We start from the raw sequence: 14,056 nt of genomic DNA, 5'->3' as shown, positions 1-14,056 counted from the left end.
ATGATCGCGGGGCTGCTTACCACTTCCTTCCTGCTGTTTTGGCTGGTGACGGTGCTGCTGCTCGTCGTTGTGGTCGCAAGGTTATCACGCCGACGGGAGCTTGAACGCCTGACGAAATGGCGTTTTTTCTCCGGTGCTTCCAGTTCCGAGCAAATGTTCGAGGCCGCCAACTCCCGAGATTTGATCTTCTTCGAAGAAGCACGCGGCTATCTCGCCTCCGGAATCGGCAAGGCGCACGGCATGGTCTGGGGTGCTCTGCTTCTTGCAACGATTGGCTTGGGGCTCTCGTTCGCTGCTTTGAAAATGTGAGTGCGCCGTTGACAGACCACCCTGTCGGACCGCAGTCATGCGCCGTCCTTGCAACGGGAGCCGACACGTGACGCTTGCTCGCCTTCGACGCCTTGCCTTGTCTAGCCTGATGGCCGTGGCCTGCGCCTATCCCGCTTCGGCCCAGTCCCTCGCGCCCTACAAGGACGATCTCTTCGCCTATCCCGGCATGCTCTCGTCAGAGGGCGAGACCTACCGCGTCGTCGACTACCAGGAGATGCGCGACATCAATGAACGCGACCAGGTGCCGGAGCGGCGGGTTCAGGGCAAATACGTCTCGACGGGCGTCCGCAAGGCCCAGCAGGACCTGGTGCTGAAGCTTGATGCCGGCGACGTCAGGCACTTCGCCGTCGGCACGACCGAGGGCGCTTCAGTCATCGTGCTTTATCTTCATGGCCAGGGCGGTAGCCGCAAGCAGGGTGTCGACGACTTCACCTTCGGCGGCAATTTCAATCGCATCAAGAACCTGATGGCCGCCAATGGCGGGCTTTACCTGTCGCCCGACTTCACTGATTTTGGCGACAAGGGCGTTTCCGAAATGGCCGCGCTGATCGACCATTACGCTGCGCAATCTCCCGGCGCCAGGATCGTCGTCGCCTGCGGTTCGATGGGTGGTCAGCTGTGCTGGGGACTGGCGCGCGACGCCAAGGCAGCCAGGAAGCTGGGCGGGCTGATGTTGCTCGGCTCGCTGTGGGACAACGCTTTCCTCAAATCACCGGCTTTCGCGGCCAAGGTGCCGGTGTTCTTCGGCCAGGGCAGCAAGGATCCTGTTTTCCCCGCCGACAAGCAGGAGGCGTTCTTCCGCTCGATCCTGGCCAAGAACAAAAGCTATCCGACGCGCTTCGTCCGCTTCGAGACCGGAACCCACGGCACGCCGATCCGCATGACCGACTGGCGCGAGACGCTCAACTGGATGCTGTCTGCGAAATAGCCTCAAGGCGCCGAATTGTAGTCGAGCACGGTCTCGGGGTTGATCTCGCCGTCATAGGACGCGTCGACGTCGTAGCGGACCAGCGCAAACGCGCCGTCGCGGAACAGCCAGTTGCCGTCGGAGGACGCATCGCCGACGCCGCGCCACTTGGCATGCGAGGTAATCGTCAAAGTCTTCTCGTCAAAGGACGAGTTGACCAGCGCGTTTTCGGAGCGGTAGCCGATGACGTTGACGCTCTCGAGCTTGCCGTCGGGATTGTCGCCTTCGTAGTGGATGTCGAGTTCGGGCGCTGCGAAATGCTGCTCGTTCAGGCCGTCTGCTTCGTTCCAGAGATAATAGACGTGGGTCTCGTTGTAGGCGCCCATCTGGCAGAAGAAGCGGAACAGCCGGGCTTCGCTCGCCGGCGTGTCGGCGGCGTCTGATTTGTTATGGTAGGAGATCTTGTAGCTCTGGATCGCCCCTTCACCCTTGCGGGCGATGTCGCACTGGGCCTTGTGGCTCGCTGCGAATGTCTTGGTGGCAAGGTCGAGCACGGCGTCGGTTTCTTCAGGCGGGGCATCGCCGCACTGCTTGGGCAGCGCATCGCTCAGATTGCCTTCGGCTGGCTTGAGCGCACCTTTCTCAAGCTGAATGGGAGTGAAGGGCGGCTCCTGGATGGCGCCGTTGACCTGCCGGGCGGTGTAGCAGCCGGCGAAAACCTTCTCGGTGCCGTCCTTGTCGACGGCGCGGATGGCGACGGGGATGCTGTAGAAGATAGAGCCCGCAGCACCATCCGAGCTTACCGCCCCGGTCTCGACTTCGACGCGCTCGGTTGCCTCATAGCCCTTGGCGAATTCGGCAAAGTCCTTGGCTGGCTTGGCCTCGCCGAAATAGTCCCAGGCGCGGGCATATTCCTTGCGGCTGACCGCATTGTAGAGCGAGCGCACCACGGCGGCCGCGTCGGATCGATCATCGAGATAGGGCAGATCGGCGGCCAGTGCCTGGAACGACCAGAGGCTGGTAAGAGCGGCGGCGGCTGCGGCCCGTTTCGAAAAAGTCCTCATTGCGAATCTCCTGCCTGCCGCAATGATGCATCATCGATTGCGGCAGCGCAGTGACGCGCGGGACCCTCATGCCTGGCGCGACGACATTTCGCGGGCGATGCGGGGGAAGTCGGCAGGCTTGATGCCGATGTCGGCCCGGTCGGCCGAGTTCATCGCGTTCAGCAGGGCAAGCGCCGCACGATAGCGGACCTGTTCCTTGGGGCGAGGGCGGGCGAACAATTCGGTATAGAAACCCATCTCTCAGGCTCCGGTTGGTCCTCCCGAAACGATATATAGGTGATTCCAGTTCGATTGTGCAGTGCAGCATAGGCATGGCTGCCATGCGCTGCTTGGAAATCTTTTCCGCAAAGGCCGCAACAAGCCGGTCCCCGGTTGCGTATCTGAAATACCGGCACTGCCGGCTTTCCTCGCCGAAAGGCGACTTCGGGCCGCATATTTCCCCCATGCGGCCCGATCTTTTTTGACGACACTTCTAAGATTCCGCCGACGCCTCGAAACGATTTTTAACCGAGGCTGATTATGGTTCCGGCAAATATTGCCGTATCATGCCGTTTCGTGCGGAGGGCCTTGCATGGGCACCGAGATCAATCGCGACTTTGCTTCGTTGCTCGACGACCTGTTCGTCGCGACCGAGCCTGGCGAGATTGCGCCCGCACCGACCATCCCTTTCGACTATCTTGCCGTTGCCGAAGAACTGCATTCCGGCCGCATCCGCGTTTCGGGCGAGACTGTGGCCGCAGGCTACCGCGAGGCGGGCGAGGCGCTCGAGGACGAGTTCGTCTCGCTGCTCGACATGGTCAGGGCCAAGGCCGTCGCCGATGCAGTCGAAGCCGCGTCGGAACCTTTGGAGCCCGCCGCGCCCGAACCGCCGTCGATCGACCCGGACGCGATCGCCGCCGAGCTCGGCCTGGCCGAAGCCAAACCGGCCGATCTTGCCAGGCTGCGCCGCATCTTTGCGCTGGCCAACCACCCCGACCGCGTGGCGCCGCATCTGCGCCAACGCGCCATGGTCCGCATGCAACTCGCCAACATGATGATCGACGACGCCAAGCGCCGCGCCGCCAAGAAAAAGAGCTGACCCCAACTTCAGCCCGAGACTAACCGGCCAGTGCCCCGCTTGGCCGATGCAGCGAGACGTCCTATCTGTGAGACGCTGCATCGTACCGCCGGGAGGCCCCATGCTCAGAGTCCAGAAGATACCGCTCGACGACATCTACGTGCCCGCGGCGCGCAAGAAGACGCTGCATCCCGAAACGGTGCGGCACCTCGCCGAGGACATCGTCGAGAACGGCATGAAGACGCCGATCCAGGTGCGGCACGACGGCAAGCGCTACGTGCTGGTCGAGGGGCTGCATCGGCTCGAGGCGGCGCGCTGGCTCGGCGAGACCAGCATCGATTCCTATCTCGTGCAGGCGCGGAAACATTAGCCAGATTTTTTCCGGCGGGCTGTCGGATCGAGCGCGGCTGGCTCGTCCTAGGTCCGAAAGCTGATTTCAACGAGGAGACTGCAATGACCTCTTCCAATGACCGCGAACTGGTTCTGACCCGCATCATCGACGCGCCGCGCGAGAAGCTCTATCGCTGCTGGACCGACGCCGAGCTGCTCCCGAAATGGTTCGCGCCGCTGCCCTGGACGACGGCCAGCGCCAAGCTCGACGTGCGCGCCGGCGGCACCAGCGCCATCACCATGCGCAGCCCCGAGGGCGTCGATTATCCAAGCTCCGGCGTCTATCTCGAGGTCGTGCCGAACGAAAGGCTGGTCTTCACCGACGCCTTCAGCGAAGCCTGGATGCCGTCCGAAAAACCGTTCATGGCGGCGACCGTGACTTTCGAGGACATTGGCGGCGGCAAGACCCGTTACACCGCCACCGCCCGTCACTGGAGCGTCGAGGACCGCGAAGCGCACGAAAAGATGGGTTTCCACGAAGGCTGGGGTCAGTGCGCGGATCAGCTCGAGGCGCTCGCCAAGACGCTCTGAGGATCTTGCCTGATTGCGAAAGGCCAGGTCGGCGGACCTGGCCTTTTCGATTCCTGGGGGACGGCGGCGGCCTCGTGAGGATGGTCTGACGTTGCCCCACGAAGCCAATCTTCGGAGTACTGATCCTTCGCACCCCTCTGGCCGGCAGAGGGGGTGGGAAGGATCGCGGCGTGGCAAGTCACTGCAAAAATTCATCCTCCCATGGAAAATTTCTCCCACCATGTCGGCATGCGGTCGCCTCGCTCGTCCTAGAGGCAGGAGCGACGAGGCTCTGGCAGAGAGGACGAGGACATGAACAAGCGCAGTTTCATCACCATGCTGGCGGCGGCGGCATTTGCAGTTGTGACGGGAGGTGCGGCGATGGCCGAGACGACCAAAACCACCGATGCTAGCGTCAAGGCCGGGCATGCCGAGATCAACGGCGTGAACTATTACTATGAGATCAGCGGCGAGGGCGAGCCGTTGCTTCTGCTGCATGGCGGGTTGGGCTCGATCGACATGTTCGGGCCGGTGCTGCCGGCATTGTCGAAGAACCGGCAGGTGATTGCGGTCGATCTCTACGGACATGGCCGCACTGCGCTGACCGATCGCAAGATGAGCATGATCGACATGGGCGACGACATGGCCGGGCTGGTCAAGAAGCTCGGCTACGACAAGGTCGACGCGCTCGGCTATTCTTTTGGCTCGGGCGTCGCCTTCCGAATGGCCGTGCAGCATCCCGAGGCGGTGCGCAGGCTGGTACTGGTCTCGGCGGCCTATGCCCAGGATGGCTTCTATCCCGAAATGTTGCCGATGCAGGCGCAGGTGGGCGCCGGCATGGCCGAAATGATGAAGCAGACGCCGATGTACCAGACCTATGCGGCGGTGGCGCCCAAGGTCGAGGATTTCCCGAAACTGCTCGACCGGATGGGCGAGTTCATGCGCCAGCCCTATGACTGGGCCGAAGACGTCAAGACGCTGAAGATGCCGGTCATGCTGGTCTATGGCGACAGCGACATGTACCGGCCCGAGCACATCGTGAAGTTCTACCAACTGCTCGGCGGCGGACTGAAGGATGCCGGCTGGATGCGCGAGAACATGTCTGGGAACCGGCTGGCGATCATCCCCAACCGCACCCACTATGACGTGTTTTTCGCACCTGAACTGGCAACGACGGTGCTGCCTTTTCTCAATGGCGAGACCAAGGTCAAGACCTGGGACGAGCAGGTCAAGGAATCGCAATAGGCTCATGGCCGGGCGCCTGCCGGAATTCGGCTGCGCCCGGCCAATTTCCTTGCCGGACCATAGCTTCGGATGGTATCGTCCAGACACGCTGAGAATGCCCCTTGCAGGGCGTCGGAGATGCGGCCAGCAAACTGATCGAAAATGAGCTGGCGATGATGCGGCCCGATTTGCCGCGCGGCACTCGATGCCGCTTTTTATATGCAGGCCGCAGTGACGCGATGATGCCACGAAAGGAAGTGGTCATGGCTATCTCATTGACGATGCAGGAATATCTGGAAGACAACCACATACGCTACGATGCCGCCAAACATGCACGCACCGGCTGCTCGATGATGACGGCGCAGGCGAGCCACGTGCCAGGCAGCGCGCTGGCCAAAGGCGTGGTGCTGAAATGGGAGGACGGCTACGTGCTGGCCGTGCTGCCGGCGACCCGCCATGTCGATCTGGCCCGGATGCGCGAGATCATCGGTGACAAGGTGCGGCTCGCCACCGAAGACGAGGCAAGCTCGCTGTTTCCCGATTGCGACGAAGGTGCGGTGCCGATCCTCGGCGTGCCCTACAGGGTGGCGTGCGTGGTCGACGAGCAACTGCGCCGCGGCAGCGACGTCTATTTCGAGGGCGGTGATCACCGCACCCTCGTGCATGTCACCGGCGACGAGTTTTCGCGGCTGATGTATGGCATGCCGCAGGCCCGCATAAGCTGGTGAAAAGCTGAGACGGCGTGAAGGGGCGGGGCGCGCGCCTTTGACGCAAGCCATTGGATGACAAGGCCTATTGCCGCTTGAGCCGTTGCGCGGGAGCGGCGTACCGAATGACCTGCGGGTGGTTCGGTCGACAGCGAGAAGTTTTTTCGCCGTTCGGGAAAATACCTGCTTCGTGTCACTGATCCGCCATTCGGCGGTCATGGTTCGGGGCTATGTTGAGCGATGTCGAAATGGTCACGGATGGAGGCGACTATGGACGACCAGCATGAACTGACACTGGAAGACCTGCTGCAGGATCCGATCATCCTGAAGGTCATGGAGAGCGATGGCTATTGCCCCGACGACATCCGCCTTCTGGCGCGCCATGCGACTTCGGGCGCCCAGGTCTGGGAAAGCGTATCTTCGAGGGCAAGCGCCCGTAGGCAGAGCCGTCTGGCTTTTCGCACGGCCAATGCGTCGTGCACGTCGCTTTGCGCGTGACGCCGCAATCTGCGATGTGACTGCCGGCTGAGGCAGTCACCCCATCTTTTTTCATCGACAATCGATAGTGCCGCGCCTTATGCCTGATGCCATTGACAGCGGTATCTCGGGTGAGGGGCTTTGCCATGGTGCAACGATATGAAGGCGGCTGCCTGTGCGGGGCCGTGCGTTACGTCGTCGACGCCGAGCCGCTGAATGAACGCATCTGCCATTGCCGCAGATGCCAGAAGGCGGTGGGTGCGGCGTTCAATGCGCGGCTGATGTTCCGTGCCGAGCAGGTGGCGATGAGCGGGCCGGTGAAGACGGCATTTTCGTCGCCAGGGGTGAAGCGCGGCTTCTGCGCCGAATGCGGCACCACCGTGCTGTCGGGGCGCGAGTCTGCCGGCGTGCTGGCCGTGACGTCAGGCTCGCTCGACGAGCCCGCCCTGTTTCAGCCGACAATGCATATCTGGGTGTCGTCGAAGCAGCCTTGGCTCAAGCTCGATGACGGCCTGCAGCAGTTTGCCGAGGCCGCCCCGGCTTAGCCTGGTTGCGCGTGATCTAGACGCAAATCTCGACACCGCTGGCGCGCAACCGGGAGAGCAGACGCTCGTCCGGCAGCATGTCGGTGACGAGCGTTTGGATGTCATGGAGCGAGCCGAGGCGCACCAGGGCACGGCGGCCGAATTTCGAGCTGTCGACGGCCATGATGGTGCGCGCGGACTGGCCCATGGCGGCGGAGACGGCAGCGACTTCGGCATGATCGTCGTCGCCGATGTCGCCGTCAAGGTCGACGCCGCTGACCGAGATGATGGCGACATCGAACTTGAAGCGCCTGATGTACTCCGACGTTTCCTCGCGAAAGACCCCGCCGTCGACCTGGCGCACGAAGCCGCCGGGCACGGCGATAGCGAAATTGGTGCTTTCGCTGAGCGTCGTTGCGACACGCAGCGAATAGGTGACGACGCGCAGGTCGCGGCGTTTTACCAGCGCACGCGCCACCGCCTCGCAAGTCGTGCCGGTGTCGATGAAAACGGCGGCGCCATCGGGCACCAGTTCGGCGGTCAGGCTGCCGATGCGCTCCTTGGCGGCGGCGTTTTCGACACGGCGCTGGCGCAGCACCGCGGGATCGACCGGTGCTGAAATCGTCGCCCCGCCATGCAGGCGCCGCACCTTGCCGCCCTGTTCGAGCGCCATGATGTCGCGACGCGCGGTCTGCGTCGTCACACCGTAGAGCGTGGTGATCTCTTCGATCGAGACATAGTGGTTCTTCTCGAGATAGCCGAGCAGCTGCGCCTGACGGGCCGATTTCTTGTTGTCCGTGTCCATGCCAGGTCCGTCGGTTTGGGGCATCTGCGATCCGCTCTCCACGATCCTAGCTAGCAAAATAGTCGGGCGGTTTCATCCGCCATGCCAGTCGCAGCGCGGTTCATTTCAGCAATCGTGTCCAAATCCAAAAATGTTGTAAAAGTGACATCTATCATCATTAATGTCCGTTTTCGTACTTTTTAAGTGACCGCAACATGTCATTCGCACGCTGGCCCTGGCGGATTTGTGACAATGCGCGGTCGCATCGCAAAAACGGAGTAACGCGATGACGACGATCCACAACGGCGTGACGGAGCTGCCGGCCGCCACCCACGGCCAGCACCAGAGGCGCTTGCACGCGCTAGCCGCCGCACTTTTGTGCGGCACGACCTTGGCGATGTCAGCGATGGCAGCGCAGGCGGCGGAGGATTCGATCAGGATACTCACGCTGAACACCTGGCTCGACCGCTTCAAGCCCAACCCCGCGGTCGCAGCCGACTTCTTCATCAAGGGCAATTACGACGTCCTGACCTTCCAGGAATTCCGCGCCAACAGTACCTATGCCCGCGATCTGCCCGGCCTGATGCAGGCTGCCGGTCTCGGCACCTACGGCACACGCCAGGACAGCGACGTCGGCGTCTTCTCGCGCCTGCCGGGTACGTTCGGCGCCTTCACCTCGGGTGCGGTTGCGACCTACACCAAGGTTGACGGCACGGCGAAGCGGCCGCAGACGATCGTCGGCACCACCCATCTCAACTATTATGACGAGCCGACCAACCGCATCAGCCAGGCCAAGGCCTTGAACAACTGGGCGATGTCGCAGACCGGGCCGGTGATCCTGACCGGCGATTTCAACGCAGGCGACGTCTCCGAGCGCGGCCTGCACTCGATCAGCCAGCAGGAGCGGCTGCTCAAGATCTACACCAAGAACCCGACCAACGCGTTTTATCTCAATCTGCTCAAGCAATACGCCAAGGATCAGACCCAGCTCGACGCCTTCATCGCCCAGTGGAAGGGCAAGCCCGGATCGCAGATCGACGCGGCGACGGTGCCGTCCGGCCTGTTCGCCGACGAGATGTATCCTGTGGCCGGCAACCTGCCGCAGACGATGAATATCCTGAAAAAGCAATACCAGCTGCTGCAGCTACCGGGCGAACGCGAGCAGTTCACGCCGCATGGGCTGAATGACGGCTCTGTGACCTGGCCTTCGCATGGTGAGGACGCGACCAACACCTGGGGCAGCTGGCATCGGGTCAAGATCGACCATTTCCTCGCGTCGCGCCCCTTTGGCAAATGGTGGGCGATCAATGACGATCCGGCCGATCCCTATCTCGGCGTCATCACCGACGTCAGCTACGTGACCAATCCTGATGGTTCCAAGACGCCGATGTCCGACCACGAGCCGGTGGCGCATACGCTGCGTTGGGTCGGGCCGCAGCTCGAGACCTATGATGACAATGGCACGGCCAGGACGCGACTTGAGTGGGGCAAGGATGCCTCGACCTTCGGCGAGAAAGGCAAGGAGTTCTTCCTGTCGCGCAATAACATGCGCAACGACGTCTATCTCGGCCAGATCTCCGACGACAACGGCATGCCGATCCTGGCCGGTCTGACGGACGCCGAGAAAAAGACGCTGCTCGACTGCAAGAGCACCGATGCACGCTTTCAGCAGGCGATCCGCGACTATTGCATCGATGACCACAGCTTCATCGGCGAAACGAGGGTCGCCGATGGCGGCACTGTCATCGTCGAGGAGGATGCGGCGCTCGGCGGCGAACAGGCGAAGCTCAGGCTTGATGGCGGCAGCTTGAGGGTTGCCGGCACCGACATGCATGTGCTCGGCCGCAGCGTCGTGCTGGAGGTGGGCGGCGGCTCGCTTGACATTGCCGACGCAAGCAACGTGGTTGGCATCAACAAGGCGATTTCGGGCACAGGCAACCTGACCAAGCTCGGCCTCGGCACGCTGCTGCTCGACGGCACCCACAGCTACACCGGCGAGACCATCGTCAAGGCGGGTGCGCTTTCGGTGCAGGGCTCGATCGCTTCGTCGAAGCTGGTAACCATTGGTGCCGGCGGCATGCTGGGTGGCATCGGTACGCTCGGCAACACCGTGGTTGCCTCCGGCGGCACGCTTTCGCCCGGCAATTCGATCGGCACCATCAATGTCGCAGGCGACCTTACCTTCGAGGCGGGATCGAAATTCGAGGTCGAGGCCAACGACAAGGGTGAAAGCGACAGGGTTGCTGCCACGGGCAAGGCGAACCTTAAGGGTGGATCGGTGCTGACCCTGGCGAGCGGCAATGCCTATGCGCCGCAGACGCTCTACAAGATCGTCACTGCCGATGGTGGCGTGACCGGCACGTTTGCCTATGTCAGTTCTAACCTTGCCTTCCTCGATCCGTCGCTGGCCTATGGCGCCAACGATGTGACGCTGACGCTCAACCGCAATGACATCACATTTGCCGATGTCGGCACGACGCCGAACCAGAAGGCGGCCGCCGCGGCGCTCGAAAGCACCGGTTTCGACAATGCGGCTTATACTGCCGTCGTTAATCTCGACGAGGCAGGCGCACAGCTGGCGTTTGGCCAGCTCTCGGGTGAGGTGCACGCATCGGCACAAGGGGTGATGATGCAGGACGGCGGTATCTTGCTCGATGCCGCCACCAGCCGTATCGACCAGGCGTTCGGCGATGCGCCTGCTGCCGCCATGCCCGTGATGGCTTATGGCGATGGCGGGCTCGAGATCGCGGCTGCCGATACCGATCGCTTCGCTCTGTGGAGCCGCGCCTTCGGTTCATGGGGGAGCGCCGACGGCGACGGCAACGCGATGGGCTTCGAGCGCAGCAGCGGCGGCATTGTCGGCGGCGCCGACGCGATGGTCGGCGACAGCTGGCGCGTCGGTGTGCTTGCCGGCTACAGCCGGTCGTCCTTCGACGTGGCGGACGGCTCGTCCAGTGGCCGCAGTGACAACTACCATCTCGGCATCAATGCCGGTACGCGGCTTGGCGCTTTCGGGCTGACGGCCGGTGCGACCTACAGCTGGCACCGTTTCGACACCGCACGCTCGGTTGCGTTTACCGGCTTCTCTGATGCTCTGACCGCGAAGTATGACGGCGGCACGGCACAACTGTTCGGTGAGGCGAGCTACAAGGTCGATGCAGGTCGCTTGGCCATCGAAGGCTTCTCCAGCCTGTCCTACGTCAACCTGCGCACCGACGCCTTCACCGAGATGGGCGGGGCGGCAGCGCTGTCGAGCCAGGCCGCGCGTAACGACGTCACCTTCACGACACTAGGCGTTCGCGGCTCGACAGATGTCGCGCTCGGCGCAGTCAATGCCACTGTGCGCGGCACGATCGGCTGGCGCCACGCCTTCGGCGACGTCACGCCGGTCTCGTCGGTTGCCTTCGCTGGCTCCGAGGGTTTCGAGGTGGCGGGCACGCCGATCGCCAGGAATGCGGCGGTTCTGGGCGCCGGCATCGACTTTGCCATCGCGCCGAAGGCAAAACTCGGCATCAGCTACACCGGCCAGCTGAGCAATGGTGCCTCCGACCACGGCATCGACGCCAAGCTTGCAGTCAATTTCTAGAAACTGCGAACTCTGTCCTGCCGGCGATCATGTGCCGGCAGGGTGAGGACCGAGAAGCCACTGGCGTCGAACAAGGCATCCGCGGCCATGGGGCCGTGGCCGCGGATGCTGGACTTGCCCGATCTGATGGCCCTGCAGGATGCGCTCGACAGGTGCCCAGCCGGTGTAGCGCGGCTGGGTCCAGCCTTCGGCGGATTCAAGTGCTTCGACGGCGCGGATGTCGTCGATGCGAACCTCGTCCCAGGCATGGACGATGCGACCGTCGCAAAGGCAAAGCCCGACATGGCCATAGTTGGTTGTGACGTCGAACAGCTCGCCGGTCATGTCGAAGAAGACGAAGGCGCCGCGCGGCAGCTCGACGGGCGGGATGGCTCCGGAAATTCCTGACATGTCGACAATCATGGGCATGCGCGACATTTCCGCGAGGATGACGATGCCAGCATTGTGTCCGCCGAAGCGGATCAGTCGTGGACGCCGCCGCTCCTGACCAGCGCCAGGAATTCGCGCGCGGCGCGGGTGGCGTAACGCTCCTTGTGGCGGAGCACGAAGAAACTGCGCTTAGGCAAAGCGAAGTCGATGGCGACAAGCGTGCCTGCCTTGAGCGAGGCGTGTGCCACGAGGCGCGACATGATGGCGACCCCGGCACCTGCTTCCACCGCCGCGCGCACCGATTCGTTCGATGGCAGCTCGAGCGCGACGTCGAGGCTGCCGGTCGCGACGCCGCGCAACGCCCGTATCGCTTCGAAATGGGCGCGCGTGCCCGAACCTTGCTCGCGCACGACCCAGCGCTGCGACTTCAGCTCTTCGGCAGAGGAGGGTGGCGTGACGGTCCATGGATGACCCGTGACGGCGACCAGCACCAGCTCGTCTTCGGCGACCGGTTCGATGGCAAGTGCCGGATCGTCGACTTCGCCCTCGACAAAGCCGAGATCGGCCGAGCCGTCATGGATCTGCGCTGCGACCGTCTCGGTGTTGCCGATGGCAATGCCGAGCGCTATGCCGGGAAAGCGCTGTTGGAAACGATGCGCGATCGATGGCAGCCAGTAATTGGCGACCGTCTGGCTGCCGGCCAGCTTGAGCGAGCCGCGCTTGAGGCCGGCGAGATCGGCGAGCACGACTTCGGCGGAAACGGCGCGGGCCAGAACGGCGCGCGCCTCGGACAGGAAGATGCGGCCGGCGTCGGTCAGCACGATGCGGCGGCCGACGCGGTCGAACAGCTTCGTCTGGTAACGCGCCTCCAGCGCCGACACCGCGGCACTGGTGGCCGATTGCGTCAGGTTCAGCGCTTGGGCGGCCTGGGTAACGTGTTCGCGTTCGGCGACCGCAACGAAGATCCGGAGCTGTTCGAGGGTCACGGCTTTCCTTTCGGTCTCAGTCCAGAAGCTTGACCAGCATTAGAGAGAAAGTCGCGATGAAAAGGAACGCGGCGAGGCCAAGAAAGAGTGGACGGAGCCCCTTGGCCCTGAGCTTGCGGATGTCGGTTTCCAGCCCCATGGCGGCGAGCGCCATGGTCAGCAGGAAGGTGGTTGACGTAACGGTCCAGGACTTTGCCTCGATAGGAATGTCGATGACGCTGTTGACGCCGACCATGGCGATGAAGCCGAGCACGAACCAGGGCATCGGGGCTGGAGGGCTGCTGTGGGCCACGCGCGACGACCGCGCGCGCTGGCGGGCGGCAAGGCCAAGCGCTATCACAACAGGCGCCAGCATCATCACGCGGGTGAGCTTGGCCACCGTGCCGAACTCGCCTGCCTGCTGGCCGTCCTGGAAGGCGGCTGCGACGACCTGGGCGATCTCGTGGATCGACGCGCCAGCCCACAGCCCATAGGCATGCGGACCAAGCTGGAACAACCCGGGCAGAAGCGGATAGACAAACATCGCGATCGAGCCGAAGACGGTGACGCACGCAACCGCATAGGCGACGTCCTCGTCGGGCGCCTTGGTCACCGTGTTGGTGGCGATGACGGCGGAAGCACCACAGATCGAGGTGCCGGCGGCGATCAGCTCGGCAAGCTTGGCGTCGACACCGATCAGCCGGCCGAGCCACAGCGTGAAAGCGAAGGTAGCGACAAGTGTGGTGGCGATGATCGCGACCCCAGTGACGCCGACATCGGCGACCTGGCTGGCGGTCAGTTGCAGTCCAAGCAGGATGATGGCGAAACGCAGCACCTTGCGCATCGAGAACGCCACGCCCGATTTGGCGCCCACGGGCGTGCCAAAGAGATTGTGAAAGGCGATGCCCAGGATGATCGCAATGATCATCGGGCTGAAGCTGGAAAGGCCGGGCAGGTTGCGCAGCGCGAAGGCGAGCCCGGCGATGCCTGCCGCAAGCAGCAGCCCGGGCACCAGCTTGGCGCTGTCGTAACCAGGTCGCAGCTTGTGGCGCCCTGCCTGCTTGCGGGTGGTGGGAATTGCAGTTTCGGTTCGGGCAAGAGCATGCATGGGCTTGGACCTGTCGATTTCAGGTTCAAGCTATGCGCCGGCTCTTGATCAATC

The 14,056-nt window shown here is 63.1% G+C and carries 16 protein-coding genes; 10 read left to right on the top strand and 6 right to left on the bottom strand.

All coding sequences use genetic code 11. The annotated features are described in order from the left end of the window. Positions 1–309 (top strand): hypothetical protein, encoded by a 309-nt coding sequence (locus tag DY201_RS17720; protein WP_115732327.1) that lies wholly within the window; start codon positions 1–3, stop codon positions 307–309. 109 nt (positions 310–418) lie between these two features. Beyond that, positions 419–1,258, top strand: a complete 840-nt coding sequence (locus DY201_RS17715; protein ID WP_115732326.1) for an alpha/beta hydrolase family protein — start codon at positions 419–421, stop codon at positions 1,256–1,258. Between the two features lie 2 nt (positions 1,259–1,260). On the opposite strand, the gene DY201_RS17710 is transcribed toward DY201_RS17715, so the two are convergent. Both DY201_RS17710 and DY201_RS17705 read right to left on the bottom strand, forming a co-directional pair. Beyond that, positions 1,261–2,301 carry a DUF1176 domain-containing protein gene (locus tag DY201_RS17710; protein WP_115732325.1) on the bottom strand — a complete coding sequence of 347 codons (1,041 nt, stop codon included), beginning with the start codon at positions 2,299–2,301 and terminating at the stop codon, positions 1,261–1,263. 66 nt (positions 2,302–2,367) lie between these two features. Next, a complete protein-coding gene (locus DY201_RS17705; RefSeq protein ID WP_115732324.1) occupies positions 2,368–2,538 on the bottom strand; it encodes a hypothetical protein in 171 nt (56 codons plus the stop codon). 334 nt (positions 2,539–2,872) lie between these two features. On the opposite strand from DY201_RS17705, the gene DY201_RS17700 reads away from it, so the two are divergent. From DY201_RS17700 to DY201_RS17670, 7 genes are all read left to right on the top strand, one after another. After that, a complete protein-coding gene (locus DY201_RS17700; RefSeq protein WP_115732323.1) occupies positions 2,873–3,379 on the top strand; it encodes a hypothetical protein in 507 nt (168 codons plus the stop codon). Between the two features lie 100 nt (positions 3,380–3,479). After that, the gene (locus tag DY201_RS17695; protein ID WP_115732322.1) at positions 3,480–3,728 is read left to right on the top strand and encodes a ParB N-terminal domain-containing protein; all 249 of its coding nucleotides are present in this window, start codon (positions 3,480–3,482) and stop codon (positions 3,726–3,728) included. An 83-nt stretch (positions 3,729–3,811) separates the two neighbouring features. Then, positions 3,812–4,279 (top strand): SRPBCC family protein, encoded by a 468-nt coding sequence (locus tag DY201_RS17690; RefSeq protein WP_115732321.1) that lies wholly within the window; start codon positions 3,812–3,814, stop codon positions 4,277–4,279. Between the two features lie 291 nt (positions 4,280–4,570). Then, complete coding sequence (locus tag DY201_RS17685) at positions 4,571–5,503, top strand: alpha/beta fold hydrolase (RefSeq protein ID WP_115732320.1); 933 nt, start codon at positions 4,571–4,573, stop codon at positions 5,501–5,503. A 242-nt stretch (positions 5,504–5,745) separates the two neighbouring features. Beyond that, on the top strand, positions 5,746–6,210 hold the full coding sequence (locus DY201_RS17680) for an aminoacyl-tRNA deacylase (protein ID WP_165915947.1): 465 nt from the start codon (positions 5,746–5,748) through the stop codon (positions 6,208–6,210). Positions 6,211–6,459: 249 nt separating this feature from the next. After that, positions 6,460–6,687, top strand: coding sequence for a hypothetical protein (locus tag DY201_RS17675; protein ID WP_115732319.1), 228 nt, complete (start codon positions 6,460–6,462; stop codon positions 6,685–6,687). 128 nt (positions 6,688–6,815) lie between these two features. Then, complete coding sequence (locus tag DY201_RS17670; protein ID WP_115733849.1) at positions 6,816–7,211, top strand: GFA family protein; 396 nt, start codon at positions 6,816–6,818, stop codon at positions 7,209–7,211. A 16-nt stretch (positions 7,212–7,227) separates the two neighbouring features. Here the strand turns inward: DY201_RS17670 and DY201_RS17665 are convergent, their stop codons facing one another. Then, the gene (locus DY201_RS17665; protein ID WP_115732318.1) at positions 7,228–7,995 is read right to left on the bottom strand and encodes a DeoR/GlpR family DNA-binding transcription regulator; all 768 of its coding nucleotides are present in this window, start codon (positions 7,993–7,995) and stop codon (positions 7,228–7,230) included. Between the two features lie 265 nt (positions 7,996–8,260). Between DY201_RS17665 and DY201_RS17660 the strand changes: the two genes are divergently transcribed. Continuing rightward, entirely contained in the window at positions 8,261–11,560 is a 3,300-nt protein-coding gene (locus DY201_RS17660; RefSeq protein ID WP_115732317.1) for an autotransporter domain-containing protein, read from the top strand. 27 nt (positions 11,561–11,587) lie between these two features. Here the strand turns inward: DY201_RS17660 and DY201_RS29240 are convergent, their stop codons facing one another. The 3 genes from DY201_RS29240 to DY201_RS17645 are packed head-to-tail and all read right to left on the bottom strand — an operon-like array spanning position 11,588 to position 14,002. Further along, on the bottom strand, positions 11,588–11,968 hold the full coding sequence (locus tag DY201_RS29240) for an NlpC/P60 family protein (protein WP_174969010.1): 381 nt from the start codon (positions 11,966–11,968) through the stop codon (positions 11,588–11,590). 53 nt (positions 11,969–12,021) lie between these two features. After that, positions 12,022–12,915, bottom strand: a complete 894-nt coding sequence (locus DY201_RS17650) for a LysR substrate-binding domain-containing protein (RefSeq protein ID WP_115732316.1) — start codon at positions 12,913–12,915, stop codon at positions 12,022–12,024. A 16-nt stretch (positions 12,916–12,931) separates the two neighbouring features. After that, positions 12,932–14,002, bottom strand: a complete 1,071-nt coding sequence (locus DY201_RS17645) for a YeiH family protein (RefSeq protein ID WP_115732315.1) — start codon at positions 14,000–14,002, stop codon at positions 12,932–12,934. Positions 14,003–14,056: the final 54 nt, after the last annotated feature.

Source organism: Aminobacter aminovorans (assembly GCF_900445235.1).
Lineage (GTDB): Bacteria > Pseudomonadota > Alphaproteobacteria > Rhizobiales > Rhizobiaceae > Aminobacter > Aminobacter aminovorans.
Note: the sequence above shows the minus strand (reverse complement) of the source record. Positions and strands in the feature narration are given on the sequence as shown.

Excerpts from the sequence above, each read along its gene's own strand:
- DY201_RS17715 (WP_115732326.1), top strand. The coding sequence starts at position 419 with ATGGCCGTGGCCTGCGCCTATCCCGCTTCGGCCCAGTCCCTCGCGCCC.
- DY201_RS17705 (WP_115732324.1), bottom strand. The coding sequence starts at position 2,538 with ATGGGTTTCTATACCGAATTGTTCGCCCGCCCTCGCCCCAAGGAACAG.
- DY201_RS17710 (WP_115732325.1), bottom strand. The coding sequence starts at position 2,301 with ATGAGGACTTTTTCGAAACGGGCCGCAGCCGCCGCCGCTCTTACCAGC.
- DY201_RS17700 (WP_115732323.1), top strand. The coding sequence starts at position 2,873 with ATGGGCACCGAGATCAATCGCGACTTTGCTTCGTTGCTCGACGACCTG.
- DY201_RS17645 (WP_115732315.1), bottom strand. The coding sequence starts at position 14,002 with ATGCATGCTCTTGCCCGAACCGAAACTGCAATTCCCACCACCCGCAAG.
- DY201_RS17685 (WP_115732320.1), top strand. The coding sequence starts at position 4,571 with ATGAACAAGCGCAGTTTCATCACCATGCTGGCGGCGGCGGCATTTGCA.
- DY201_RS17680 (WP_165915947.1), top strand. The coding sequence starts at position 5,746 with ATGGCTATCTCATTGACGATGCAGGAATATCTGGAAGACAACCACATA.
- DY201_RS29240 (WP_174969010.1), bottom strand. The coding sequence starts at position 11,968 with ATGCCCATGATTGTCGACATGTCAGGAATTTCCGGAGCCATCCCGCCC.
- DY201_RS17720 (WP_115732327.1), top strand. The coding sequence starts at position 1 with ATGATCGCGGGGCTGCTTACCACTTCCTTCCTGCTGTTTTGGCTGGTG.
- DY201_RS17660 (WP_115732317.1), top strand. The coding sequence starts at position 8,261 with ATGACGACGATCCACAACGGCGTGACGGAGCTGCCGGCCGCCACCCAC.
- DY201_RS17665 (WP_115732318.1), bottom strand. The coding sequence starts at position 7,995 with ATGGACACGGACAACAAGAAATCGGCCCGTCAGGCGCAGCTGCTCGGC.
- DY201_RS17675 (WP_115732319.1), top strand. The coding sequence starts at position 6,460 with ATGGACGACCAGCATGAACTGACACTGGAAGACCTGCTGCAGGATCCG.
- DY201_RS17695 (WP_115732322.1), top strand. The coding sequence starts at position 3,480 with ATGCTCAGAGTCCAGAAGATACCGCTCGACGACATCTACGTGCCCGCG.
- DY201_RS17690 (WP_115732321.1), top strand. The coding sequence starts at position 3,812 with ATGACCTCTTCCAATGACCGCGAACTGGTTCTGACCCGCATCATCGAC.